Origin of the sequence: Palleronia sp. THAF1, from assembly GCF_009363795.1 — a bacterium.
Lineage (GTDB): Bacteria > Pseudomonadota > Alphaproteobacteria > Rhodobacterales > Rhodobacteraceae > Palleronia.
Window position 1 is genome coordinate 3,077,516 of record NZ_CP045420.1, and the last position, 23,850, is coordinate 3,101,365.

General features: G+C 63.0%; 23 protein-coding genes. 14 read left to right on the plus strand and 9 right to left on the minus strand.

Annotated elements, in window-relative coordinates:
- The first annotated feature begins 36 nt into the window (after nucleotides 1-36).
- From tsaE to FIU81_RS15425, 7 genes are all read left to right on the plus strand, one after another.
- Nucleotides 37-471, plus strand: a complete 435-nt coding sequence (gene tsaE, locus FIU81_RS15395) for a tRNA (adenosine(37)-N6)-threonylcarbamoyltransferase complex ATPase subunit type 1 TsaE (protein ID WP_124110207.1) — start codon at nucleotides 37-39, stop codon at nucleotides 469-471.
- Nucleotides 468-1,376 (plus strand): aminoglycoside phosphotransferase family protein, encoded by a 909-nt coding sequence (locus FIU81_RS15400; protein WP_124110206.1) that lies wholly within the window; start codon nucleotides 468-470, stop codon nucleotides 1,374-1,376. Before tsaE ends, FIU81_RS15400 begins: the two co-directional genes overlap by 4 nt.
- Nucleotides 1,373-2,041, plus strand: coding sequence for a nucleotidyltransferase family protein (locus FIU81_RS15405; protein ID WP_124110205.1), 669 nt, complete (start codon nucleotides 1,373-1,375; stop codon nucleotides 2,039-2,041). The genes FIU81_RS15400 and FIU81_RS15405 overlap by 4 nt, the downstream gene beginning before the upstream one ends.
- Nucleotides 2,034-4,982 carry a double-strand break repair protein AddB gene (gene addB, locus FIU81_RS15410; protein ID WP_124110204.1) on the plus strand — a complete coding sequence of 983 codons (2,949 nt, stop codon included), beginning with the start codon at nucleotides 2,034-2,036 and terminating at the stop codon, nucleotides 4,980-4,982. Before FIU81_RS15405 ends, addB begins: the two co-directional genes overlap by 8 nt.
- Nucleotides 4,979-8,284 (plus strand): double-strand break repair helicase AddA, encoded by a 3,306-nt coding sequence (gene addA / locus FIU81_RS15415; RefSeq protein WP_254695938.1) that lies wholly within the window; start codon nucleotides 4,979-4,981, stop codon nucleotides 8,282-8,284. Before addB ends, addA begins: the two co-directional genes overlap by 4 nt.
- Nucleotides 8,285-8,341: 57 nt before the next feature.
- On the plus strand, nucleotides 8,342-8,662 hold the full coding sequence (gene trxA, locus FIU81_RS15420) for a thioredoxin (protein WP_124110202.1): 321 nt from the start codon (nucleotides 8,342-8,344) through the stop codon (nucleotides 8,660-8,662).
- Nucleotides 8,663-8,846: 184 nt separating this feature from the next.
- A complete protein-coding gene (locus tag FIU81_RS15425) occupies nucleotides 8,847-10,523 on the plus strand; it encodes an IS1 family transposase (RefSeq protein ID WP_124110201.1) in 1,677 nt (558 codons plus the stop codon).
- 2 nt (nucleotides 10,524-10,525) lie between these two features.
- Here the strand turns inward: FIU81_RS15425 and FIU81_RS15430 are convergent, their stop codons facing one another.
- Entirely contained in the window at nucleotides 10,526-11,212 is a 687-nt protein-coding gene (locus FIU81_RS15430) for a hypothetical protein (RefSeq protein WP_124110200.1), read from the minus strand.
- Between the two features lie 138 nt (nucleotides 11,213-11,350).
- Nucleotides 11,351-12,244 carry a hypothetical protein gene (locus FIU81_RS15435; RefSeq protein ID WP_124110199.1) on the minus strand — a complete coding sequence of 298 codons (894 nt, stop codon included), beginning with the start codon at nucleotides 12,242-12,244 and terminating at the stop codon, nucleotides 11,351-11,353.
- 81 nt (nucleotides 12,245-12,325) lie between these two features.
- Between FIU81_RS15435 and hslV the strand changes: the two genes are divergently transcribed.
- The 3 genes from hslV to FIU81_RS15450 all read left to right on the plus strand — a co-directional run bounded on the left by hslV (nucleotide 12,326) and on the right by FIU81_RS15450 (nucleotide 15,568).
- On the plus strand, nucleotides 12,326-12,883 hold the full coding sequence (hslV, locus tag FIU81_RS15440) for an ATP-dependent protease subunit HslV (protein ID WP_124110198.1): 558 nt from the start codon (nucleotides 12,326-12,328) through the stop codon (nucleotides 12,881-12,883).
- Nucleotides 12,884-12,952: 69 nt separating this feature from the next.
- Nucleotides 12,953-14,257, plus strand: a complete 1,305-nt coding sequence (gene hslU, locus FIU81_RS15445) for an ATP-dependent protease ATPase subunit HslU (protein WP_124110197.1) — start codon at nucleotides 12,953-12,955, stop codon at nucleotides 14,255-14,257.
- A gap of 72 nt (nucleotides 14,258-14,329) precedes the next feature.
- Complete coding sequence (locus FIU81_RS15450; RefSeq protein ID WP_124110196.1) at nucleotides 14,330-15,568, plus strand: MFS transporter; 1,239 nt, start codon at nucleotides 14,330-14,332, stop codon at nucleotides 15,566-15,568.
- Here FIU81_RS15450 and FIU81_RS15455 read toward each other — a convergent pair.
- The 3 genes from FIU81_RS15455 to FIU81_RS15465 are packed head-to-tail and all read right to left on the minus strand — an operon-like array spanning nucleotide 15,533 to nucleotide 17,807.
- Nucleotides 15,533-16,114 carry a Smr/MutS family protein gene (locus FIU81_RS15455; protein WP_124110195.1) on the minus strand — a complete coding sequence of 194 codons (582 nt, stop codon included), beginning with the start codon at nucleotides 16,112-16,114 and terminating at the stop codon, nucleotides 15,533-15,535. The genes FIU81_RS15450 and FIU81_RS15455 overlap by 36 nt on opposite strands.
- Nucleotides 16,114-17,145: a murein transglycosylase A gene (locus FIU81_RS15460; RefSeq protein WP_124110194.1), complete on the minus strand. Its 1,032-nt coding sequence runs from the start codon at nucleotides 17,143-17,145 to the stop codon at nucleotides 16,114-16,116. The genes FIU81_RS15455 and FIU81_RS15460 overlap by 1 nt, the downstream gene beginning before the upstream one ends.
- On the minus strand, nucleotides 17,145-17,807 hold the full coding sequence (locus FIU81_RS15465; RefSeq protein WP_124110193.1) for a Tim44/TimA family putative adaptor protein: 663 nt from the start codon (nucleotides 17,805-17,807) through the stop codon (nucleotides 17,145-17,147). Before FIU81_RS15465 ends, FIU81_RS15460 begins: the two co-directional genes overlap by 1 nt.
- A 104-nt stretch (nucleotides 17,808-17,911) precedes the next feature.
- Here FIU81_RS15465 and FIU81_RS15470 point away from each other — a divergent pair, with 104 nt between their 5' ends.
- Together FIU81_RS15470 and secB are read left to right on the plus strand one after the other, a co-directional pair.
- Complete coding sequence (locus FIU81_RS15470; protein WP_124110192.1) at nucleotides 17,912-18,424, plus strand: FxsA family protein; 513 nt, start codon at nucleotides 17,912-17,914, stop codon at nucleotides 18,422-18,424.
- 17 nt (nucleotides 18,425-18,441) lie between these two features.
- Nucleotides 18,442-18,948: a protein-export chaperone SecB gene (gene secB / locus FIU81_RS15475; RefSeq protein ID WP_124110191.1), complete on the plus strand. Its 507-nt coding sequence runs from the start codon at nucleotides 18,442-18,444 to the stop codon at nucleotides 18,946-18,948.
- Nucleotides 18,949-18,951: 3 nt separating this feature from the next.
- On the opposite strand, the gene dnaQ is transcribed toward secB, so the two are convergent.
- The 4 genes from dnaQ to FIU81_RS15495 are packed head-to-tail and all read right to left on the minus strand — an operon-like array spanning nucleotide 18,952 to nucleotide 21,632.
- On the minus strand, nucleotides 18,952-19,635 hold the full coding sequence (gene dnaQ, locus FIU81_RS15480) for a DNA polymerase III subunit epsilon (protein WP_124110190.1): 684 nt from the start codon (nucleotides 19,633-19,635) through the stop codon (nucleotides 18,952-18,954).
- Nucleotides 19,628-20,212 (minus strand): dephospho-CoA kinase, encoded by a 585-nt coding sequence (gene coaE, locus FIU81_RS15485; protein WP_254696066.1) that lies wholly within the window; start codon nucleotides 20,210-20,212, stop codon nucleotides 19,628-19,630. The genes dnaQ and coaE overlap by 8 nt, the downstream gene beginning before the upstream one ends.
- Nucleotides 20,212-21,042, minus strand: coding sequence for a shikimate dehydrogenase (locus FIU81_RS15490; protein WP_124110188.1), 831 nt, complete (start codon nucleotides 21,040-21,042; stop codon nucleotides 20,212-20,214). The genes coaE and FIU81_RS15490 overlap by 1 nt, the downstream gene beginning before the upstream one ends.
- Nucleotides 21,039-21,632 carry a Maf family protein gene (locus tag FIU81_RS15495; protein WP_124110187.1) on the minus strand — a complete coding sequence of 198 codons (594 nt, stop codon included), beginning with the start codon at nucleotides 21,630-21,632 and terminating at the stop codon, nucleotides 21,039-21,041. Before FIU81_RS15495 ends, FIU81_RS15490 begins: the two co-directional genes overlap by 4 nt.
- A gap of 382 nt (nucleotides 21,633-22,014) precedes the next feature.
- Here FIU81_RS15495 and hemJ point away from each other — a divergent pair, with 382 nt between their 5' ends.
- Nucleotides 22,015-22,464, plus strand: a complete 450-nt coding sequence (gene hemJ / locus FIU81_RS15500; protein WP_124110186.1) for a protoporphyrinogen oxidase HemJ — start codon at nucleotides 22,015-22,017, stop codon at nucleotides 22,462-22,464.
- A gap of 110 nt (nucleotides 22,465-22,574) precedes the next feature.
- Nucleotides 22,575-23,846 carry a transcription termination factor Rho gene (gene rho, locus FIU81_RS15505; protein WP_124110758.1) on the plus strand — a complete coding sequence of 424 codons (1,272 nt, stop codon included), beginning with the start codon at nucleotides 22,575-22,577 and terminating at the stop codon, nucleotides 23,844-23,846.
- The last annotated feature ends 4 nt before the right edge of the window (nucleotides 23,847-23,850 follow it).

Genomic DNA, 23,850 nt, shown 5'->3' on the forward strand with positions numbered 1-23,850 from the left:
CTTGAAGCCGACCGGCGCGGGGGTCATCCTGCCGCCATGCCGAACCGATCCATCCACCTTCCAAACGCCGCTGCCACCGATGCGCTGGGCGAAAGCCTCGCCAGCCGACTGCAAAACGGCGACACTGTGCTTCTGTCCGGCGATCTGGGCGCGGGGAAAAGCCACCTTGCCCGAGCTACGATGCGCGCGCTCGGCGTCACCGGAGACATACCTTCGCCCACATATACGCTGGTTCAGACGTACCCTGCCAGTCCCCATGAAATCCTGCACGCCGATCTTTACCGTCTCGGCGATGCGTCCGAACTTGCCGAGCTGGGGTTGGATGATGCGATCGGGCGATGCATCTGTCTGATCGAATGGCCGGATCGGCTCGACACCAAGCCAACTGACGCTTTTACGATCCACCTTGTGCCAAGCGGGGACGGTCGCACCGCCACACTCAGCGGCCCCGAACGACTGGTTCTCAAATGATCCCCGCCGCATTTCTTGCTGCCACGGGTTGGTCCGACGCCACAGCGACCCCGCTTGCCGGCGACGCCTCTTCTCGCAGCTACACCCGATTGGCGCAAAACGGCGAAAGCGCAATCCTGATGCGGGCCAATGGCACTCCATTGTTCCCGTTCCTGCGGGTCGCCGAACACCTGCGCGGCATCGGGCTGTCTCCTCCCACGATCCTCGCCGAAAGCGATGACATGCTGCTGATCGAGGACCTGGGCGACGCCGTCTTCGCCCGCCTCATCGCAGCCGATGCGTCCCGCGAACACCCATTGTACGAAGCCGCCACCGATCTTCTGGTTACACTGCAAAACGCGGCACTGCCGGAGTATCTTGCGCCCTATGGCCCAACCCAGATGGCCGCTGCGCTTGAGCCGTGCTGGACCTACTACACGCGCTGCGATGGCGCCCATATCAACCGTATTTTCCGCGATCTGCTAGAGAGCCATGCCCCCGAAACCACGGCCCTTCTGCATCGCGACTATCACGCAGAGAACCTGATCTGGCTGCCCGACCGCACTGGTCCCGCCCGCGTCGGCCTGCTGGATTTTCAGGACGCCCTTGCCGGGCATCCGTCCTACGATCTCGCCTCTCTTCTGCAAGACGCGCGCCGTGACGTGTCCGCGGACCTGGAAGAGGCAATGATCGAGCGGTTCTGCACCACGACAGACTGCGATCCCGACGCCTTCCGCGCCGCTTACGCCCTGCAATCGGTGCAGCGGCACCTGCGTATCCTTGGCATCTTCACCCACCTAGCCGACGAACGCGGCAAGCCCGGATACCTGGCCCTGATCCCCCGCGTGCGTGGCTACCTGGATCGTTGCTTGGCTCACCCCGTCTGTGAATCGCTCCGCGCGCCATTGGCGGAACTCCTGCCATGAGCCGCCCCTGCATGATCTTCGCTGCCGGGTTCGGCACGCGGATGGGCGCGCTGACCAAGGATCGGCCGAAGCCGATGATCAACGTCGCGGGCCAGCCACTGATCGACCGCGCCGCAGCACTTGCACGCGCGGCGGGGGCGGCACCGCTGGTCGCCAACACCCACTACCTTGCCGACCGGATCGAGCCGCACCTGCGTGACCTTGATATCGCCGTGTCGCCCGAACCGGATCTGATCCTGGACACCGGGGGTGGCCTTCGCAAAGCTTCGCCGCTGCTTGGCGCTGCAGAGGTGTTCACCCTTAACCCGGACGCCCTGTTCACCGGTCCGAACCCTTTGACAACTTTGGCCGATGCATGGCTGCCCGACATGGGCGCCCTGCTGCTGTGCGTTCCTCTGGATCGTGCGCACGGGCGGAAGGGAGTTGGCGATTTCGCGCTGAAAGACGGCGCGCTGACCCGCGGCGGCGACTTGGTCTACACTGGCGCGCAGATCATCGACACGCGCCTGCTCGACACCATCCCCGAACCGGTCTTCTCGCTGAACCGTATCTGGTTCGACCTTGCCGAGCGTGGCGCTCTGCACGGCGTCGTTCATCCCGGGCATTGGGCCGACATCGGACATTCCGAAGGCATTGCCATCGCCGAGGATATGCTGCGTGTTTGACGCCCCTGCCCCGCGCGTCTTCGCCCTTCCGCCCGGCGCCGACTTCGCGACCGAACTGGTACGCGGGTTAGAGGCGCGGATGGGTGATGCTGCCCCCGAGGACTGGGCGCGGGTAGAGCTGTTCGTGAATACCACACGCCTGCGCCGCCGCCTGATCGACGTGTTCGCCAGCGGCCCGCCGCGTTTGTTGCCGCGCATCCGTCTGCTGACCGGGCTTGCCGCCGACCCGTTGTTGACCGACCTGCCGCCCGCGCTGCCACCTTTGCGGCGCAAGCTGGACCTTGCACAATTGGTGGCCCGACTGATCGACGCCCAACCCGAAATCGCCCCACGGGCCGCCATTTACGACCTCGCCGACAGCCTTGCGGCGCTGTTCGATGAAATGCACGCAGAGGGTGTGTCGCCCGATGATCTGGATGCGCTCGACATCACCGATCAGTCGGGCCACTGGCGGCGCGCCCTGCGATTTTTGACCATCGCCCGAGATGTGGTCCAGGCCGACACTCTGCCCAGCGCAGAAGCGCGCCTGCGCGCTGCTGCCGAGGCTTTGGCAAAGCGATGGGCCACCAACCCGCCCGATCATCCGGTAATCGTCGCCGGATCCACCGGGTCGCGCGGGCCGGTGTCGATCCTGATGCAGGCCGTGGCACGTCTGCCGCAAGGGGCCATTGTGCTGCCAGGGGTGGACCGTTCGATGCCAACCGCTGTCTGGCAAGGCCTGACCGCGCCGCAGCCGATGCCGTCAGAGGATCATCCGCAGTACCGCTTTGCCGCGCTGTGTGCTGATCTTGGGCTGGACCCTTCTACCCTGCCCGGATGGACCGACTCGCATCCCGTTGCCCCGCGCGCCGCGCTACTGTCGATGGCGCTGCGCCCGGCGCCGATCACCGACCAGTGGATGTCCGAGGGGCCCGGCCTTGGAGACATGCGTGTCGCGACCGACGGGCTGTCCCTGATCGAAGCCGCCGATCCCGGCGAAGAGGCGCTGGCCATTGCCTTGCGCCTAAGGCGCGCACTGGATCACGGCCAACGCGCCGCGCTGATCACGCCCGATCGGGTGCTGACACGTCGGGTACAGGCCGCTTTGGATCGCTGGGGCATCACGGCGGATGACAGTGCGGGCGATCCGCTACATCTGACGCCGCCGGGCCGCCTGTTGCGGCAGGTCGCCCATGCGATGGGCACGGCGCCCGGCCCCGAAGAGGTGCTGGCGCTGCTCAAGCACCCGCTGACGCAATCGGGCGGCGACCGAAACCAGCATCAGTTGAACACGCGCCGCCTGGACGCTTGGCTGCGGGACCACGGCGCGCCGCACATCACTGGCGCGACGCTGATCGAATGGACAAAGAACTGGCCCGACGCCACGGATTGGGCCCAAACGCTCGGCAAATGCCTCGATGCGATAGCGGCCCGCAGTGCTGGACCCCTATCCGAACTCGTCGCGGCGCACCTTGCACTGACCGAAGCGCTCGCTGGTGAAGGTGGCACCCTTTGGGACCGGGCAGAGGGGCGCAAGGCGCTGGACGCCATGCAGGCCTTGCAGGCCGAAGCCGACGCGGGCGGGACGATTTCCACCGGCGACTACGCCCGCCTGATCGACTCTGTCCTCTTGGCCGAAGAGGTTCGCCGCCCCGACGATGGCCGCCCGGACGTGGCGATCTGGGGCACGCTGGAAGCGCGCGTTGGGGGGGCCGATCTGGCGATCCTTGCCGGTTTGTCCGAAGGCACGTGGCCAGAACCGCCGACGCCCGACCCATGGTTGAACCGCACGTTGCGGCATCAGTTGGGTCTGTTGCTGCCAGAGCGTCGCATCGGTCTGTCCGCCCACGACTTCCAGCAGGCGGCTTGCGCGCCGCAGGTCGTGTTCTCTCGCTCGATCCGTGATGCAGAGGCCGAGACCGTCATGTCGCGCTGGCTGAACCGCCTCACCAATCTGCTGAGTGGATTGGCCGAAACCAACGGCCCAGAAGCGTTGGACGAGATGCGAGAGCGCGGCAACGTCTGGGTCGAACAGGCCCGCCGCGCCCGCGCTTTGACGATCGCAAGCCCGCCTGCGCATCGCCCCTCTCCGCGCCCGCCGGAGAACGTGCGACCGACGCGCTTTTCCGTCACGCGGATCGAAACGTTGGTGCGCGATCCTTACCAGATCTACGCACAGAACATTCTTGGCCTCTATGGCCTGAACCCCCTGCGCCCTGACGCCGATGCCCGAATCCGGGGCACGCTGTTTCATGGGATATTGGAAGAATGGCTCAAGGCAGGGCCGGACCTGACCGAAACAACAGCCCGCAACGGCCTGCTGAAGATCGCGCGTGCCCATCTGGCAGACCTGCCGTGGGCCACAGCCCGCGTCACATGGATGGCGCAGATTGAAGGCGTCGCGGACTGGCTGATTGAAGGTGAAAGCAAGCGGCAGGCCAGCGCGACACCCATCGCCTTCGAACGCACCGCGATGTTCGAGGTGCCGGGCACCGGCGTCACCCTGAAAGGCACCGCCGACCGGATCGACCGGGCAGAGGATGGCCAGCTTACGGTCATCGACTACAAGACCGGCGCGATCCCCAGCCCGAAGCAGATCATCCGCTTCGACCGACAGTTGCTGCTGGAAGCAATCATGGCAGAGGCCGGCGCCTTCCCCGATGTGCCTGCGGCACCCGTGGCTGCCATCTGCCACATCGGCCTTGGCAGCGCGCGACGAGACGATCCGCACCCGTTGCGCGAAGAGATCGGGGCCACGAAGAATAGCGAAGGCGTTACGCTCGACCCCGACGCCGCCCTGTTGGACCTGCAGACACTGCTAACCGCTTACGGCAAGCGCACACGGGGCTACAGTTCGATGCGGGCGATGGAATCGCGCCTTGATTGGGCGGAAACGGCGCATCTGGCGCGGTTCGGGGAATGGGACCTGTCCGACCCCGCAAAGCCAGAGGATGTCGGATGAACGACGCCAACGCCCGCCAGATCACCGCCGCTCAACCCGCGCTGTCCACGTGGCTGTCGGCGAACGCGGGTTCGGGCAAGACGCGCGTATTGACCAACCGCGTCGCCCGCCTTTTGCTGTCGGACGTGGACCCGACGCGCATCCTGTGCCTGACCTATACGAAGGCCGCCGCGTCCGAGATGCAGAACCGCCTGTTTGCCACATTGGGCCGCTGGGCGATGATGCCGGACGACAGCTTGCGCGCTGAACTCGCCGATCTGGGAGAGTCCGCCGCCGCAGATCTGGCCAAGGCGCGGCGCCTGTTCGCCAAGGCCATCGAGACTCCGGGTGGCCTGCGCATCCAGACCATCCACTCTTTTTGCGCCGTTTTGCTGCGCCGCTTCCCGCTGGAAGCAGGCGTCACCCCGCGCTTCACCGAAATGGACGACCGCGCCGCCGCGCAGTTGCGGGCCGATTGCCTGGAAGAGTTGGCCGAAACGCAGCCTGATCTGATGCATGCGCTGGCGCGGCAGACGGGCGATATCAACGGAATCGTGGGAGAGATCACCGGGCGGCGCGACGCGGTCCGCCCCGCGACAGAGGCAGACCTGCGTGCCGCGTTGGACCTGGGGCCAGACATCACGTTGGACAGCGTTCTTGCGCAGGTGTTCGATGCCGACACCGAATCCGTCCTGACCGACCTGCGCGCCGTCCTCGCCAGCGGCAGCAAGACAGACATGGCCGCGCAGGCCAAACTCCAGTCCCTTCGCCCTCCCTACGCGACCGGCACGCTGGCGGTTCTGGAAGACGTGATGATTACCGGAGCGAGCGCGAAAGCTCCCTTTTCGGCCAAGATCGGGAGTTTCCCCACCAAGGCCAGCCGCGCGGCGCTGAACGAGGACACCCGCACCGCGCTCGACGCCCTGATGGAGCGCGTCGAAGCCGCACGCGCGACGCGCCTTGCCCTTGCTACGCTGGACCGCAGCCTGACGCTGCACGCTTTCGCAGACGCCTTCCTGACCCTCTACGCCAAGGCGAAAGAGGCGCGCGGTTGGCTGGACTTCGACGACCTGATCTTGGGTGCGCGCACCTTGCTGTCGAGATCCGAAGTGGCCGAATGGGTGCTCTATCGTCTCGACGGGGGAATCGACCACATCCTTGTCGACGAAGCGCAGGACACCGCACCGGCACAGTGGGACGTGATCGAGGCGCTGTCGCGCGAGTTCGCGTCCGGTCAAGGCGCGCGGGACGCTCATCGCACGATCTTCGTGGTCGGCGACAAGAAGCAATCGATCTATTCCTTCCAAGGCGCGGACCCCGAAGGCTTTGACCGGATGCACGATCATTTCGCCGGGCAACTTGGCGCCGACGCGCTGCAACGGCTGGAATTGCAGCATTCGTTCCGCTCTGCCCCCGCCATCCTGCGGGCCGTGGATGCCGTTTTCGCCGACGGACTGGGCGGAGATGTGCAGCACATCGCGTTCAAGGATACGATGCCCGGCCGCGTTGATCTGTGGCCCCTGACCGAAGGCGATCCGCCCACCGATCCGCCCGATTGGCAAGACCCGGTGGACCGCGAAGATCCCGAAAGCGCCATAGCCAAACTGTCGCGCCAGATCGCCAAGACGGTGCGCGGCTGGCTGGATGCGGGCGAGACGATCCCCGATGGCAAGGGCGGTCAGCGCAAGCTGGGTGCGGGCGATATCCTTGTGCTCGTCCGCTCTCGCTCTGGTCTGTTCCACCCGCTGATCCGGGCCTGCAAAGCAAAGGGCATCGAGATCGCAGGTGCCGATGTGCTGGAGCTGGAAAGCGATCTGGCGGTGCGCGACCTGCTGTCCCTGCTCCGCTTCTTGGCTCTGCCCGATGACGACATGTCGCTGGCTGAAGCCCTGCGCTCGCCCCTGTTCGGTCTGTCAGAGAGCGATCTTTATCACTTGGCCCAAGGTCGTACTGGCACCCTGTGGAAAGCCCTGCGTGAAAGCGATCACGATCCAGCGCGCGAGACGATTGGCGATTTGCTGAATAACGCGGATTTCCTGCGACCCTACGAGCTGCTCGACCGGATCCTGCTGCGCCACCGGGGCCGCGAACGGCTGCTTGGGCGGTTGGGTATGGAGTCCGAGGATGCCATCGACGCCCTGCTGGCACAGGCGCTGGGATATGAGCGCACGGATATCCCTTCGCTGACCGGCTTTCTGGCCTGGTTCGACGCCGAAACCGTCAAGATCAAACGCCAGTCCGACAGCGCGGGCGGGCGGTTGCGCGTGATGACCGTGCATGGCGCGAAGGGTCTGGAAGCGCCAGTGGTGATCCTTGCCGACACCACCAAGGTTCCGCGCAACGATGAGCGCAAGCTATTGGCGATCCCCGGTGGACCGACTTTGTGGAAGCCTGCCAAGCCGGAGCTTCCGCCGGTTCTGACACCGATAACCGACGCGCTGGATGCCGCTGCCGCAGCCGAACGTGACCGCCTGCTTTATGTCGCGATGACCCGCGCGGAAAGCTGGCTGGTGGTGTGCGGGGCGGAGCTGAACACACTGAAGAACACCTGGTACGAGCAGATCGCAACCGGTTTGGAAGCTCTCGATCATGAACCATTGGACGTCGAGCCCGGCACCGCAAAACGCTTTGCCAGTGGCAACTGGGGTGGACTGGAACAACGCGACGGCGCAGTGACAGACGTGGAACCGGCGCCGTTGGAAGGCTGGTTTCACGAGATGCCGCCCGCGCCCGACGTCGTGGCCCCATTACTGACGCCCTCGTCTTTGGGTAGAGCCAAGGCACTATCCGGCGAGGTCGATCCCGATGACGATCCCGACGCGGCGTTGATCCGGGGCACGCGCATTCACCTGCTGTTAGAGCACCTGCCCCCGGATCGCCCTGACGATTGGCCAGCACTCGCTCGCCGCCTTTTAGGTGCCGAACAACTAAGCGATGCAACGCAGGCCGACCTTTTGGCCGAGGCAGCGGGTGTGCTGACGAACCCAACGCTCGCCGCCCTGCTGCAAAAACCCGCACTCACGGAAGTGGACCTGACCGCGCCGCATCCCTCTGGCGCGCGCATCGCCGGAACGGTGGACCGGCTTGTGATCACACCGGACCGTATCACCGCGATCGACTACAAATCGAACCGCCTGATCCCTGATCGACAAGAAGATGTGCCCGACGGATTGCTGCGCCAGATGGGTGCCTATGCGCACGCGCTGGCCGCGATCTATCCCGACAGGCAGATCGAAACCGCCCTGCTCTGGACCCGCGCCCCGCGCCTGATGCCGATGGACCCGGACCGCGTAGCAGCAGCCTTCGCCAGCGCGCTGCCTTGACCGCCCCCAGGCGCGTCCTTACCTCAGACGAAACCCCACGCTCCAAAGGAGAACACCATGGCCACCGTTGCCGTCACCGATGACACCTTCGACGCCGAAGTCCGCCAATCCGACATCCCTGTCGTCGTGGATTTCTGGGCCGAGTGGTGCGGCCCCTGCAAGCAGATCGGCCCCGCGCTGGAAGAGATCTCGAACGAGATGGACGGCCAGGTCAAGATCGTGAAGGTCAACGTGGACGAGAACCCGAACGCCCCCGCACAGATGGGCGTCCGCGGCATCCCGGCCCTGTTCCTGTTCAAGAACGGCGAAGTCGTGTCGAACAAGATCGGCGCTGCGCCCAAAGCCTCGCTGGAAAGCTGGATCAAGGAAGAGATCTGATCCTGATCTTTCGACCAAAAGCAAAGGGCACCCCGGCGGTGCCAGCCCCTGACGCTAAATGTTGAAAAAGTTCTTCGGTTGGCCGCATTGCGGCCAACTTTCTCTTCGACACCACGCTTGACCGTCATCCGAATGGAGAACAAAGGTGTCGAGTGTCTCGAAGATATCTTCGGGAGCAGCGGTCGTGCCGCTGGCCCGGAGACTGCCTGCGCCCGCGGCAGGTGTCGATCTCAACTTCTGCCGCAACCCGGCCTGCGCCCAGTATGGCGTATTGCCAGATCCGTTCAAGCGGCCGAACGGCTCTCCGCCCGCGCCACCTGGCGTGCCGCGCGGAGCGGTTCCGGGTGGTAAGCACAGAGAGTTCTACAAGTGTCCGGCTTGCCGCACAACCTCCCGGGTGAAGAACAACCGTGCAGTCGTGGAGGAACACGAGCGGCTACGCCGCCTGCGCGATGTTGATCCCTGTGCGCCGGCCTGCCGCGCTGCGGACTGCGCGAACCAAGGTCTCCCCGTCAGAGAGCATCCTGAGCTCTACCAGCGCTTTGGCAGGACGGAGGGTGGCGATCCGCGCTGGCGGTGCAAGGGCTGTGCGAAGACCTTCTCAAGCGGTAAGGCGGCCCGGCGCCATAAGCGGTCGGACAAGAACCGGCTGGTTCTCGACATGCTGTGCAACGACCTGTCGCTCGCCAAGACCTCGAAGATCTCCGGGTTGTCCTACCGCGACATCTATCGGCGGATAGAGTTCTACCACGACCAAGTCAGGAGCTTCGTGGCGCGCCGTGAGGACTTCTCCCGGATCGACTTCGCAGAGGCGGGCTCACGCTTCGCCACCGATAGCCAGGCACTCACCATCAACTGGCCCAGCCGTAAGCGGCGCTTCCCGGTCGTGTTCCAGCATCTCTGCACCGCGCACGCGCGCTCAGGGTTCATCATGGAGGCTTCATTCCAACTCGACCCAGAGATCTCGCCGGCAGAAGCAGAGGCCCAGTCTTTTGCGGCCCAAGAGGACCACATCTCGACCGCCTTCCGGCGCCATGCCCGCATCTGGACGAAGAGCGAGTTCGACGCCCACCTCTTCCGTCTGGCCAAGGCCGCAGGGCTGACGCAGGTGGAAGAATATGGGCTGCCCGCCACCGGCTCGATGCTGCGCTACGATGTAATGCAGTTTGCGCACGCGATGCGGCTGCGCGATCATATCGGCCAGACGGACGCGCCGTTGATCTTCGTGATGGATGGAGACGCTGGGCTCAAACAATCCTTCACGACCGTCTTCCAGCCGGCAGTGTCGGCTGGGCGCGCGCATCTGGCTATCATCGACTTCGACAAGGCGATGACGAACGACATGCGCAACTGCGTGGTCGCCGACGGTCGCACCGATCTATGTGCCTCTACGGGGCTAACCCCAAATGAGATCAGCTTGATCCCGTCGGAGTTCTTCGCGAAGATCCTCGACGAGGAGGTCGCTGTCCGGCTTGTCGGGGAGCCGGTCGGAGAATGGTTCCAGTATCCGTTCCCGACAAAGAGCGAACCCAACAAGCGGGTGCTGTTGATCACCGATCATCCCGGGCTGGAGGCGCGGGATAAGGCGAAGCTGATGCGCCTGGCCACGCTCCGCAGCGTCGACAGCTACTTCCACCGCTTCCGCTCGAATGTGCGTTTCGCGAGCCGACCGCAGATCTCGACGAACGGCCCCGGCCGCGTCTGGGGTCGACATCACCTCTACGACCCCGTCGTTCTGTCGAAGCTCGTGGAGGTTTACCGCTTCTACCATAACTGGATGGAGCCGGGTGTGGATGGGAAGACCCCCGCGATGCGGATTGGGCTGGCTCGTGGGCGCATCTATGAGCGAGACCTACTGTAGATCTACCCTTGGTTCGGCGGCATCGTCGCGTGGTTCTGTCGCGCCAGCACGATGTTCGCGCGATCCTCATCGGTTGCTCGTCGTGCAGGCATCCATTGGAACTCGGCCACGCCGATATCTGCCGCCCTCAACGCCTCGACCAGGCGCGCGCTTGCGAAGAGTCCAAAGTCCCACATCGGGTCGCGCCACAGCTCGACGCCAGTCTCAGCCTCCTCCTCGACGGGGATCGCACCGGGCTTGGTGTCCGGCCACCCTGACACAAGACCACGGGGACGGTTAATACCCTGGAACATATCCTCCTCCAGCGGCACCAACGTGTCCTTCCGCTCCGAGACATGCAGGTGGTGAAGCGGCCCGAGATCGCCCGTCGGAATATCCCGTCCGTCGGCATCAACCAGCGGCACGGGCGTGAGGCGGGAGGACCCGAGGTCGAAGTTCCTGAGGACATCCGCCGCCCTTGCGGAGAAGATGAAGTGCCATTCCATGCGGCGCACATCACCCAGCGCATCCGGGTCGAAACCCGGCGCCGCCACGAGGCGGGTCGGCACTTGGTCATCGCTGAGTGGCCAGCCGAAGAAGCCTGCATCCATACTGGCGTAGGGACACGGGGACGGGCTTTCGGGGCGGATCGCGAGCTTGAGAGCGGTCTTCCCGCTGACCTGGCTGAAGTGGATGGTAGAAAGAGTCACGGCGATCGTTTCCAGTAATCGGGATCTGAAGATAGATAGGTAGGAACCAGGTGACGTTCCCCGAAATGAAGAAGCCCGCGAGTTTTGCTCGCGAGCTTCAACATTTACCGTCAGGGGCTGGCCCGGCGGTGCCCTTTTTCATGCGCGCCACCCGCATCGCGTCAACGCGGCGATGATTTGTGCCTCTGCGTCGGGCGCGGCGGCGCTGATAGCCATTTGGCGGAAGAACCAAAACAAGTAGCGGTCGTAGTCAGGAGGCGCTGAGCGGGCCGCTTCGAACGCCTGTTCAACCCCCAGATCGACCACGTTCGCAGCGATGTGGTGGAAATCGATCCGACCGAACAGAACCGCCGGTTTGTGAAGGAAGTAACCCATCAAGGCGACGGACGAATTCTGGGTGACGACGAGCGAGGCCTTGGGCAGCAGACGGTCCATATCCCCCATGACGATGTTCAAATTGGGATGCGCCGTCTGCAAATCACGCAGCGTTGCATGGTCAGCCTCATCGTAGTCTTCCTTCGGATGCAAACCCGCAACCACGGGCGCATCGCCGACCTGTTCCAAAGCCCTACGCAACATCTCGACCGGCGACATCGTCTGGAAGGAACGGGATTGCCGGATGCGCCCTTGCAAGGGAACATAGACCGTTCCATCCCCCGGCCCCGGCGCGGCACCGTTCAGATGCTGCTTCCGACGCCGGTCACAAAATGCGGCAGCCTGCGCGCCATCGACCACAACGGGATCGAACCGCGCACGCGCAACCTCGAACTCCCACCGCTTGGCCGTCGTCTCGATCCGCCAGAACGGATATAAATAGGCCAGCCGCAGAACGAATTGCCGCGGCCCCAAGGGCGCGTGCATCAGCACCAACGAATGGCCGGGACGCTCGGCACTCTTCCGCCGCTCTGCCGCACCATCACCGCACAACTCGATGGCCCCACCCAAAGCGCTACGCAAACGCTCTGTGAAGTTGTGTTTCCCTGCATGCGCACGCGCCAACAAGGTCGGGTGATAGTGAACGCGCAGGACCATGTCGCCACGCTACGACACGTCGTCCGGTTGGCAAGTGCGCTTACGCTCTCCATATCGGGGCGAGCAGACAAGGAGACGGACATGACCGCGCACTCAGGCCCCGGCTGGCACGGCACCACGATCATCGGCGTTCGCAAAGGCGGGCGTGTGGTCATTGCAGGCGATGGGCAAGTGTCCATGGGCGACACTGTGATGAAGGGCACGGCGCGCAAGGTGCGTCGGCTGTTCCCCGGCGGGCAGGACGTGATCGCGGGCTTCGCGGGATCGACCGCCGACGCGTTCGCGCTTCTGGAACGTCTGGAAACCAAGCTGGAAGCAACGCCCGGCCAATTGCAGCGCGCAGCTGTCGAGCTTGCAAAGGACTGGCGGACCGACAAGTACCTGCAAAAGCTGGAAGCCATGCTGATCGTATCCGATGGCCGCGACCTCTATGTCGTTACCGGCGCAGGCGATGTGCTGGAACCCGAGCATGACGTGGCCGCCATCGGATCGGGCGGCAACTACGCGCTCGCCGCCGCACGCGGTCTGTATGACACCGACATGGACGCCGAAGCGATCGCACGCCGCGCCATGGGGATCGCCGCAGACATCTGCGTCTACACCAATGGCAACCTGACGGTGGAGATGCTGGGCGAGTAGCCCTCTCTCTTTGCTTTCCAAATACCCAAACAGCCTCAACCATCCGCGCCGACCGCGAAGGACTGATCCATGACCGACCTGACCCCCCGCGAAATCGTTTCCGAGCTTGACCGTTTCATCATCGGCCAAGCCGACGCCAAGCGCGCCGTATCTGTCGCGCTGCGCAATCGCTGGCGCCGCAAGCAACTGCCGCAGGCGATGCAGGACGAGGTGTATCCCAAGAACATCCTGATGATCGGGCCCACGGGAGTCGGCAAGACAGAGATATCGCGACGCTTGGCCAAGCTTGCGCGCGCGCCGTTCCTGAAGGTGGAGGCCACCAAGTTCACCGAGGTCGGCTACGTGGGCCGCGACGTCGAGCAGATTATTCGCGATCTGGTCGAGCAGGCAATCACCATGACTCGTGATCACATGCGCGACGACGTGAAGACCCGGGCCGAAGCCAACGCCGAAAACCGAGTCTTGGACGCCATCGCCGGAGAGAACGCACGCGAGGGCACGCGCGAGATGTTCCGCAAGAAGCTGCGCTCGGGCGAATTGGACGGGACCGAAATCACGCTGGAGGTCGCCGACACGTCGAATCCTCTTGGTGGGATGGAGATGCCGGGAATGCAGCCCGGAGCGAACATGCCGAACCTTGGTGATCTTTTCGGAAAGGCCTTCAAGGGTCGGACAGAGCGCAAGACACTGACGGTCGCGGAAAGCTACGAAGTGTTGTTGGCCGAGGAAGCAGACAAGCTGCTCGACGACGAGAGCGTGACGAAAGCCGCGATCGAAGCGGTCGAGCAGAACGGCATCGTATTCCTGGACGAGATCGACAAGGTCTGCGCCCGGCAGGACGCCCGTGGCGGCGAAGTCAGCCGCGAGGGCGTGCAGCGTGATCTGTTGCCCCTGATCGAAGGCACCGTAGTCGCAACCAAGCATGGCTCGGTGCGCACGGACCACATCCTGTTCATCGCCTCTGGTGCGTTCCACGTCGCCAAACCGTCGGACCTGCTGCCCGAACTGCAGGGTCGTCTTCCGATTCGGGTCGAGCTGCGCGCCCTGACCGAAGCCGATTTCGTGCGTATTCTGACCGAAACCGACAATGCCCTGACGCGGCAGTACACGGCGCTTCTTGGGACAGAGAAGGTAACCGTGGACTTCACCGACGAAGGTATCGCGGCCCTCGCGCGGATCGCTGCCGAAGTGAACACATCGGTCGAAAACATCGGCGCGCGTCGGCTGTACACCGTCATGGAACGTGTCTTCGAAGAGCTGTCTTTCGACGCGCCCGACAAGGGTGGGGAAACGATCACCGTCGATGGAGACTTCGTCGAAACCCATCTGGGAGAGCTGTCGCGGTCGGTGGATATGAGCCGGTACGTTCTGTAACCGGCTGGCTCTCTGTCGGATCTAGGGAAAATTCGCTCTTCCCTTTCCCGTCGGGCACGTCACCTATCGCGCATGTCTTTCCTGACCTTCCTGCGCGCGAACGCCCCTTTCCTTGCCGTCGGCGTTCTGCTGACCTTCTGCTCGTCCTTCGGGCAGACCTTCTTCATCTCTGTCTTCGCCGGAAATATCCGGGGCGAGTTCGCTCTGACGAATGGGGACTGGGGGCTGCTTTATTCCATCGGAACCACGGCCTCTGCCGCCGTGATGATATGGACGGGGATCCTGACCGACACGTTCCGCGTGCGCATTCTGGGGCCCGTGGTTCTGGCGATGCTGGCGCTGGCGTGTCTGTCCATGTGGGCGGCGTCGGGTTGGTGGTCGCTGGCGTTCACCATCTTCGCGCTGCGCTTTGCCGGACAGGGGATGGCGACATTGGTCGCGACGGTCGCGATGGCCCGTTGGTTCGTCGCCTCTCGGGGAAAGGCGCTGTCCGTCAGCAAGATCGGTGTATCACTGGGCGAGGCGTTCCTGCCGTTGATCTTCGTTGCCCTGATGGCGGAGATCGACTGGCGCACGCTGTGGCTGATCTCTGGCGGGATCATCGTCGCGCTGATCCCCCTTCTGTGGCCGTTACTGCGGCTGGAGCGGACGCCGAAATCCATCGCCAGCGACAGTCAGGCAGTCGGAATGCGGGGTCTGCAGTGGACACGCAAGATGATGCTGTCCCACCCGCTGTATTGGCTGATTGTGCCGATGCTGATCGCGCCAGCCGCCTTTTCGACGGCATTCTTCTTTCACCAAGTGCATCTGGCCGAAGCGAAAGGGTGGAGCCACCTTGGCCTTGTTGCCACATTCCCCGTCTTCACAGCCGCAGCCGCCGTGTCGATGTTCACATCGGGGCCAATCATCGACCGGGTCGGCACCGCGCGGTTGATGCCGATTGTCTTGCTGCCGATGGGCGTCGGGTTCGCAGGCTTCGCCTTCGCGCCAAGCCTTGCGACGGCAACGATCTTCACCGGCCTCATGGGGCTATCGCAGGGTTTGAACAGCACCGTCCCGGCGGCGTTCTGGGCCGAGTTTTACGGCACGCGCTACCTTGGCGGGATCAAGGCGTTGGCGGCGGCTGTAATGGTGTTCGGGACGGCAATCGGTCCGGCACTCACCGGCATCTTGATCGACGCCGGCATCGCGTTTCCGCAGCAGATGTGGGGGATCGGGGTCTATTTCTTCGTCGCGGCCGGTCTGGTCTGGATCGGGATCAAGGGCGCGCGCGGCTCACTTCCGGCGCAGGTAGACGTAGAACGCGCCTGACCCGCCGTGGCGGCGGTGTGCTTCGGTGATCTGAAGTACGATGGGCCGCAGGGGGCCGCCCGTCAGCCACGCAGGCACCTGATGACGCAGAACGCCACGCCGCTCCGGGATCGGCCCGCCATCGTCGCGGTCGCGTCCCTTGCCGGTGATCACCAGCACCAGCCGCTTGCCCGCCGCATGGGAAGAAAACACGAAGGACATCAGCCGCGGATGCGCTTCGGCCAGCGTCAGACCGTGCAGGTCGATACGGCCTTCGGGAACGATCTTCCCCTGCTTCAGCCGCTTGTGCGCCTTAGCGTCCATTGTCAACGGCTGGTGAGCCAAAGAGTGCGACAGGGACGGCTGGATGTCGTTCCCCGGTGCGGACCGCGCGCCCATCGTCAGCCGAGACAGATCCGCTTTTGGCTGCTCCGGATGAACATGAACGCGGGGCGCAGGTGCTTTCGGCATTTCCACGCGACGCGGGGGATGCAGGGGCTTGGCACTGCGCTCTACCCGGTCCCACAGCTCACGCTCGTCCGGTCGAAGATCACGGCGGCGGGCCATTACAGGGGTTCGGCTTGCGCGTAAGCCCGCTGGATCGGCAGCAGGACGACCATGCGCCCGCCCTCTTTCACCGTACCCGCGCGCTTGCCCGCTGCAGCGCCTGTTCCGAAGAAGATATCCGCCCGTTGCGCCCCCTTGATCGCGGAGCCAGTGTCTTGTGCAATCATCAGACGACGTAGATCCTGCGCACCATCTGTCTCTATCCACACAGGCGCACCCAGTTTGGTAATCGATGGATCGACGGCGATAGAGCGCATTGCGGTGATCGAGCGATTCATCGCGCCCAGCGGACCATGCTCGGCCGGGACGTGGCTGACCTCTCTGAAGAACACGAACGATGGGTTGTGGTGCAGCAGCTTGCGCCCCTCTTCCCCATTGGAGCGGACCCAATCCTTGATGCGATCTGCGCTGGCTTCGTGCGCGTCCATCTCGCCACGTGCGATCAACTCCTGACCGACCGAACGATAGGGGTGGCCGTTCTTGCCGGCATAGCCAACACGGATCGCGGTGCCATCGTCCAGAGCGACCCGGCCAGACCCCTGCACCTGCAGGAAATAGGCGTCGACCGGATCGTCAATGTAAGCGATTTCCAGGCCCCTGCCGCGCAGGGCGTCGGTCTCGTCGATCTCGGCACGGGTCAGGAAGGGGCTGCCATCGGGCGCATCGTCCGGAAGGGCGTAAAGTGGGTGCTGATACGCGCCGCCGCGATAGCGAGAGCCTTTCAGTTCCGGCTCATAATAGCCGGTGAACAGCATTGGCTGGCCGTCTTCGATCAGAACCGGGGCGAAGTGCAGTTCGAAAAAACGGCGGGGGCTGTCAGTCCAGTCGGCGGCTGTCAGGCACAGCGTGCGCCAGTCTGGCTCTGGCAGATCACCGCATGTTTCACGGAAGACAGACAGGGCGGCCCCGTGATCGTCTGTATCCCATCCCTGCAGGTCAGAAAATTCCAGAACGGTCTGCTTGGTCACGCTTGCCTCCGCGCCGGTCATCGACGCGATCGCAAGGAACACCGAAGCCAGACCGGCACGCATTACTCGCCCGTGGCGATCAGCAGCCAGTTGGGATCGTCCGCACCCATTGTCCGTCCGAAGGTCCAGGTGTCGCGCTGGCGCTTGATCTCGTTTACGTCGCCTTCGACGATCTCGCCGTCGGCGTTGGTCACGACCGTCGTCATCTCGGCCAGGAAACGCACGGTCACTTCGCCGTACTTGCTGTCGCGGTCGAAGGTGGCACGATACAGCTCTACGTCGCGTACGCCGACGATCTCGCTTTGGATCGACAGGCCTTGGGCCTTGCGCTCCGCGATGACCTGATCGAAAGCGTCGGCCACATCGGGGTCAAGAAAGCCACGGACGTCCGAGATGTCGCCGCGCTCGAACGCTAGAAAGATCATTTCGTAGGCCTGGCGTGCGCCCGACAGGAATTCACCGACATCAAAGCCCGGCTCTGCCATCTTCATGGCGGCCAGGGCCTTGGCACTATCGGACCCGTCTTCGACATGATCGGTGATGTCCCGATCCGGGCCACCTTCGATCACTTCGAACTCAGGCCGTTTGCGCGCGGGCGCATCGGGCTGCGAGGTGACGGGCGGTTTTTCGAAACCGTCGCGCGTGCCCAGCACGTTCTTCAGACGCAGGATCAGGAAGACGGCGATCCCGGCGAGGACAAGAAGCTGTATCAATGAGGAACTCATGGGCTCTCTGGTGGATGGGATGGCAAGAAGGACGTTCGTTCCTATCTAGGGACCGGGTGGGTGCAAGTCCACCGCTCGACCCGTGACAAAAAAGGACCCGCCCCATGTGGCTGCTTGCCGCCTTCATCGCCGTACCCCTGATAGAGATCGCCCTGTTCATCCAGGTGGGGGGAGCCATCGGCTTGTGGCCGACCCTTTTGATCGTGATCGTTACCGCGATCCTGGGCACGACGCTGGTGCGCAGCCAGGGCGCGCAGGCCTTGGGTCAGCTGCGATCCAGCTTCAACGAATTGCGCGATCCGGCCGAGCCACTGGCAAACGGAGCGATGATCCTGTTCGCGGGCGCGCTTCTGCTGACGCCGGGGTTTTTCACCGATGCCTGCGGGTTCGCCCTGCTGGTGCCGGGCGTTCGCAAACGGCTGTTCACCGAACTGAAGTCTCGGGTGAAGGTACAGACGATAGCTTATGGCGACGCTCAGCCACAGCGCCGACCGCAGGGGCGTGGCGATGTGATCGACGGAGAGGCACAGGAAGTCGAAATCAAGCCACGTGATCCCAATCAGCCCGCGTCTGGCTGGACCCGCGATGGGGGCGGTGATAGGCCCAAGACCGACTGAATTTCAGGAGAGCCCCGATGGCCGAAGAGACCCCCGCAGCCACCCCAAACGGTGCGCAACAGCCCACCATGCCACAGATCCGCCCTATGGCGCAGTATATCCGCGACATGTCTTTCGAAAACGCGCTGGCCCAGCGTGGCCTGGGTGAAAAGGTGCAACCCGATGTGAAGGTGCAGGTCAGCCTGGACGCCAAGAAGCGCGAAGGGCAAGAGGACCAGTACGAGGTCGTCGGAAAGTTCACGATCCGCTCGCAGAACAAGGAGACCGACGCTGCGCTGTTCCTGCTGGAGCTGGAGTATGGCGGTGTGTTTCACGTGACGAACGTGAAGGACGACCAATTGCACCCGTTCCTACTGATCGAAGCGCCGCGCCTGATGTTCCCTTACATCCGCCGCATCGTCGCCGATGTGACCCACGACGGTGGCTTCCCGCCCCTGAACCTGGAGCCGATCGATTTCGTGCAGCTCTACCGTCAGGGTCTGGCGCAGCAGAAAGCGGCGCGAGAGGCGCAGGGCACTGCCTAGACGCTAGGCTTTCCAGACAGCGCCGTCGCCCAGCTTTTCCACGAAAGCGGCATGGGCGGCGGCCTCCTCATCGGTAACACGCGAGGGCAGGGCGACCGGGCGCGGCTGCGGCCGCCAGTTCGAGTTTTGATCCACGTTCTTGCCGCCCGATTGCGAAGACAAACCGAAGTCCGGCTGCCGACCACCGATCAGTTCCAGATACACTTCCGCAAGAATCTCGGAGTCCAGCAGCGCGCCGTGCAGCGTGCGGTTGGAGTTGTCGATCCCGAAACGACGGCAGAGTGCATCCAGTGATGCGGGTGAGCCGGGGAAACGCTGGCGTGCGATGGCCAGCGTGTCGATGGCCTGATCCCAAGGTAGCTGCCGCAGTCCCAGCCACTTCAGCTCTGCATTCAGGAATTTCATGTCGAAGGCGGCGTTGTGAATGATCATTTTCGCGTCGCCGACGAAATCCAGAAAGTCCTGTCCGACAGCGGCAAACTTCGGTTTGTCGCGCAGGAAGTCGTCACCCAAGCCGTGCACCTGGAACGCTTCATCGGGCATCGACCGTTCGGGGTTGATATAGACGTGGAAAGTCTTGCCGGTAGGCACATGACCCATAAGCTCGACCGCACCGATTTCGACGATGCGGTCGCCTTGCTCAGGCTCGAAGCCCGTCGTTTCGGTATCCAGCACGATTTCACGCATGGCGCATCCGTTCGATTATCCTGTCTATATGGTCCGCAGTTTCGCTGATCGACGTGCTGGGCACAACGACGTCGGCACGCGCCCGCTTGTCGGCATCTGGCATCTGTTTCGACAGGATATGCGCGAACTTCGCTTCGGTCATGCCGGAACGGGCCAGAACGCGGTCGCGTTGGATATCGGCGGGGGCAGAAACAACGACCGTCAGGTCCATGTCGGCGTCGCCGCCGGTTTCGAACAGCAGCGGGATGTCGAAAACGACCATGTCAGAGTCCGCGTTTTCATAGAATTGTGCACGATCTTGGGCCACCAGCGGGTGCACGATCCGTTCGATTTTCTTCAGCGCAGTATCGTCCTGCGCGATCCAGTCGGACAGGACAGAACGATCGACACCATCGGGTCCGACGGCTTGCGGATGGATAGCGCCGATCGGCTCTACCGCAGCGCCTCCGATCGAATAAAGTCGATGAACGGCGGCGTCGGCGTCCCAGACAGGCACACCGCGCTGGCGGAACAGATCGGCGGCGGTGCTTTTGCCCATGCCGATGGAGCCGGTCAAACCGATGCGCTTGGGACGGATCACGCCAGAACGACCGCACGCAGTTCGTCGTCCACTTCGGGGCGCTGACCGAACCAGCGTTCGAACCCCGGAACAGCTTGGTGTAGCAGCATTCCCAACCCATCCACACAGGTGCAGCCCGCTTCGCGCGCGGTGGCGAGGAAAGGCGTCTCCAACGGTGTGTAGACGATATCGGTGACGGTCGCGCCCCGTCGTAGACCATCGAGGGGGACGCGAAACGCCGGTTTCCCCTGCATTCCCAACGACGTGGTGTTCACGACAGTCTCTGCATCGTCAAGGATGTTACCGGCCTGCGACCAGTCCACAACTTCCAACCGGCTACCGAATTCTTGCCGCAACCCTTCCGCACGGCCACGGGAGCGATTGGCGATACGGATCTGCGGCACGCCGGCGTCGAGCAATGCAACGACCACGGCACGTGCTGCACCGCCGGCCCCGTAGACCGCGGCGGGGCCGCTGCGTGGCCGCCAATCCGGGGCGTTCTGGCGCAGGTTTTCGATGAAACCGACGCCATCGGTGTTATCGGCATGAATGGTCCCATCGGCACGGAACGTCACGGTGTTCGCCGCACCGATCAAGGCAGCGCGATCCGTGACGTGGTGCGCAATCTGCAGAGCGGCTTCTTTGTGGGGGAGGGTGACGTTGCAGCCGACGAACCCCATGCTCGGCATCTGCGCGAGGACGGCCCCAAGGTTGTCCGGTGCAACATCGAGCGGGACGTAATGCCCGGCAATACCGTAACGTGCCAACCAGTGGCCGTGCACCCGAGGTGAACGGCTGTGGGCGATGGGATGGCCAAGAACGGCGGCGACTGGGATGGTGTCTGTCATGCGGGCAGAGTGCCCCTGACCGTCAGCCACGACAAGAGCGGCAGCATCGGCAGGCCAAGGATCGCGTAGTGATCACCTTCGATACTGTCGAAGAGACGAATGCCTTCTTCTTCGATCTTATAGCCACCGACACTGTGACGAATGCTGTCCCAGTTCCGTTCGACGTAGGCATTGATGTAGTCGTCTGTGAGAGTGCGCATCGTCAGCCAGACGGTCGCGACATGCCGCCAGATGGGGGCTGCATCCTCGTAGGCGACAATGGCTGAGTGCAGCCGATGCTTTGACCCGGACAGACGGTGCAGGTGATCGAGTGCCTCTTCCGGCGTTTCAGGCTTAGAGAGGATCTTACCGTCGTGGTCCAATACCTGATCGCATCCCAAGACGAGCCGCCCCGGATTGCGACCGGAGACCTTGCGCGCCTTGGCCTCTGCCAGAGCATCGGCAATATCATGCGGAGTTGCGCCGTCATCGAAAAGCGCGTCGCGCAGGCTTGCTTCGTCGATACGAGCGGGAAGCGCTTCGAAGGGAACGAGGGCGGCGGTAAGAAGATGCTGACGGATCAAGGATGCAGAGGCGAGGATAAGGGCCATGATAAACCTGTGGATAGGACAGGGAGGGCATGTGCCTGATATGGCGGACCGAAACGTCAGGCGGAACAACTGCCCGTCCATGCCCTTCGACGGGACGATTTGTCCAGTCCGTCGCAGCGCTATCTGGGGCCTCTGGACAGATGGCCGTCAAGACAAACTTGTCCTCACGGATATCCACAGTGAATCCAGGGTGTATTACAGAAACTAAGATACTGTAATATATACCATAATCAGATGTTCTTGATATGTCTTTCCTTTCCTTCCACTCACAAGTCTCGGTATGCGGAGAAGTCGACGAGAGAGCAGAGTCGTCCCGTTATCCATGACCTCTACTTACAACCATCATCCTTTTCCTAAATATTAATTAAGATAAGAGAGGCGCATGACGGATTTTCTGATGACCCTCTATCCTTGGCTTCTGACTGGACACATCCTGTCTTTCGTCGCTTGGATGGCGGCGCTGTTCTATCTGCCGCGCCTGTTCGTCTACCATGTCGAGAAAGGACGCGGAGATGCCGGGAAGGAAGCGCTGTTCCAAGTCATGGAACGCAGGCTGCTGAAGGCGATCATGACGCCTGCGATGATCGCGACATTCGTGTTCGGTCTGCTGTTGATCGGTACGGGTGTGGTCGACTGGTCCAGTGTGTGGCCCTGGACGAAGGCGGCGGCGGTTCTGGCGATGGCCGGGTTTCATGGATGGTGCGCGAAGACGCGTAAGGCGCTTGCGGCGGGGCAGTTTGAGCGGAGTGGGCGTCACTATCGAATGATGAACGAGGTGCCGACGCTGCTTCTGATCGTCATCGTCATATCCGTGATCGTCCGTCCGTTCTGATTGACAAATCCGACAGCGCCGCTTAGCTGCCCACAACCCGCCGTCCGGTGGTGTGATTTCATTCGATGACTGCGATGATGCTTCCGGCCCCGTGTCGGGACGAGGGATATGTGATGAGCGACCGTGTGAACCTTGCCGATCTGAAGGCGCAAAGCCCCAAGGATCTTCTGTCTTTGGCGGAAGAGCTGGAGATCGAGAACGCCTCGACCATGCGTAAGGGCGAGATGATGTTCTCGATCCTGAAGGAGCGCGCGGACGAGGATTGGACGATTGGCGGCGATGGCGTGCTGGAGGTTCTGCAGGACGGCTTCGGGTTCCTTCGCTCGACCGAGGCCAACTACTTGCCCGGCCCCGATGATATCTACGTCAGCCCCGAAATGATCCGCCGTTTTGCACTGCGCACGGGCGACACGGTGTCGGGTGTGATCCGAGGGCCGGATGAGAACGAACGTTACTTCGCGCTGATGGACGTGGAGAGCATCAATTACGAAGATCCCGCGAAGGCGCGGCACAAGGTGGCGTTCGACAACCTGACGCCGCTGTACCCCGATGAGCGTCTGAACATGGAAACGGATGATCCGACCGCAAAGGATCGGTCGGCGCGTGTGATCGATCTGGTGGCGCCGATTGGAAAGGGTCAGCGGTCCTTGATCGTGGCACCACCCCGAACGGGTAAGACGGTTCTGCTGCAGAATATCGCCCATTCGATCGCAACCAACCACCCAGAATGCTACCTGATCGTTCTGCTCATCGACGAGCGGCCCGAAGAGGTCACGGACATGCAGAGGTCGGTTAAGGGCGAAGTTGTATCCTCGACTTTTGACGAGCCGCCGTCGCGCCACGTGGCCGTCAGCGATATGGTGATCGAGAAAGCGAAGCGACTGGTTGAGCATAAGCGAGATGTAGTAATCTTGCTCGACTCGATTACCAGACTTGGTAGGGCGTTCAACACGACGGTTCCGTCCTCGGGCAAGGTTCTGACGGGTGGTGTGGATGCGAATGCGCTTCAACGTCCCAAGCGGTTCTTCGGTGCAGCGCGGAATATCGAAGAGGGTGGATCGCTGACCATCATCGCGACGGCGCTGATCGACACCGGCAGCCGGATGGACGAGGTGATCTTCGAAGAGTTCAAAGGTACCGGTAACTCTGAGATCGTTCTGGATCGTAAGGTCGCCGACAAGCGTGTGTACCCGGCGATGGATATTCTGAAATCTGGTACGCGTAAGGAAGAGCTGTTGGTTGATAAAATGGACCTGCAGAAGACCTATGTCCTGCGTCGTATTCTGAACCCGATGGGGACGACGGATGCTGTGGAGTTCTTGCTTGGTAAGCTGAAACAGACCAAGACCAACTCCGAGTTCTTCGATTCGATGAACACCTAAGGAT

What these genes read in the sequence shown, in the direction of transcription:
- tsaE (WP_124110207.1), top strand. Translation starts at nt 37, where the DNA reads ATGCCGAACCGATCCATCCACCTTCCAAACGCCGCTGCCACCGATGCG.
- FIU81_RS15400 (WP_124110206.1), top strand. Translation starts at nt 468, where the DNA reads ATGATCCCCGCCGCATTTCTTGCTGCCACGGGTTGGTCCGACGCCACA.
- FIU81_RS15405 (WP_124110205.1), top strand. Translation starts at nt 1,373, where the DNA reads ATGAGCCGCCCCTGCATGATCTTCGCTGCCGGGTTCGGCACGCGGATG.
- addA (WP_254695938.1), top strand. Translation starts at nt 4,979, where the DNA reads ATGAACGACGCCAACGCCCGCCAGATCACCGCCGCTCAACCCGCGCTG.
- trxA (WP_124110202.1), top strand. Translation starts at nt 8,342, where the DNA reads ATGGCCACCGTTGCCGTCACCGATGACACCTTCGACGCCGAAGTCCGC.
- FIU81_RS15435 (WP_124110199.1), bottom strand. Translation starts at nt 12,244, where the DNA reads ATGGTCCTGCGCGTTCACTATCACCCGACCTTGTTGGCGCGTGCGCAT.
- hslV (WP_124110198.1), top strand. Translation starts at nt 12,326, where the DNA reads ATGACCGCGCACTCAGGCCCCGGCTGGCACGGCACCACGATCATCGGC.
- hslU (WP_124110197.1), top strand. Translation starts at nt 12,953, where the DNA reads ATGACCGACCTGACCCCCCGCGAAATCGTTTCCGAGCTTGACCGTTTC.
- FIU81_RS15450 (WP_124110196.1), top strand. Translation starts at nt 14,330, where the DNA reads ATGTCTTTCCTGACCTTCCTGCGCGCGAACGCCCCTTTCCTTGCCGTC.
- FIU81_RS15455 (WP_124110195.1), bottom strand. Translation starts at nt 16,114, where the DNA reads ATGGCCCGCCGCCGTGATCTTCGACCGGACGAGCGTGAGCTGTGGGAC.
- FIU81_RS15460 (WP_124110194.1), bottom strand. Translation starts at nt 17,145, where the DNA reads ATGCGTGCCGGTCTGGCTTCGGTGTTCCTTGCGATCGCGTCGATGACC.
- FIU81_RS15465 (WP_124110193.1), bottom strand. Translation starts at nt 17,807, where the DNA reads ATGAGTTCCTCATTGATACAGCTTCTTGTCCTCGCCGGGATCGCCGTC.
- FIU81_RS15470 (WP_124110192.1), top strand. Translation starts at nt 17,912, where the DNA reads ATGTGGCTGCTTGCCGCCTTCATCGCCGTACCCCTGATAGAGATCGCC.
- secB (WP_124110191.1), top strand. Translation starts at nt 18,442, where the DNA reads ATGGCCGAAGAGACCCCCGCAGCCACCCCAAACGGTGCGCAACAGCCC.
- dnaQ (WP_124110190.1), bottom strand. Translation starts at nt 19,635, where the DNA reads ATGCGTGAAATCGTGCTGGATACCGAAACGACGGGCTTCGAGCCTGAG.
- FIU81_RS15490 (WP_124110188.1), bottom strand. Translation starts at nt 21,042, where the DNA reads ATGACAGACACCATCCCAGTCGCCGCCGTTCTTGGCCATCCCATCGCC.
- FIU81_RS15495 (WP_124110187.1), bottom strand. Translation starts at nt 21,632, where the DNA reads ATGGCCCTTATCCTCGCCTCTGCATCCTTGATCCGTCAGCATCTTCTT.
- hemJ (WP_124110186.1), top strand. Translation starts at nt 22,015, where the DNA reads ATGACGGATTTTCTGATGACCCTCTATCCTTGGCTTCTGACTGGACAC.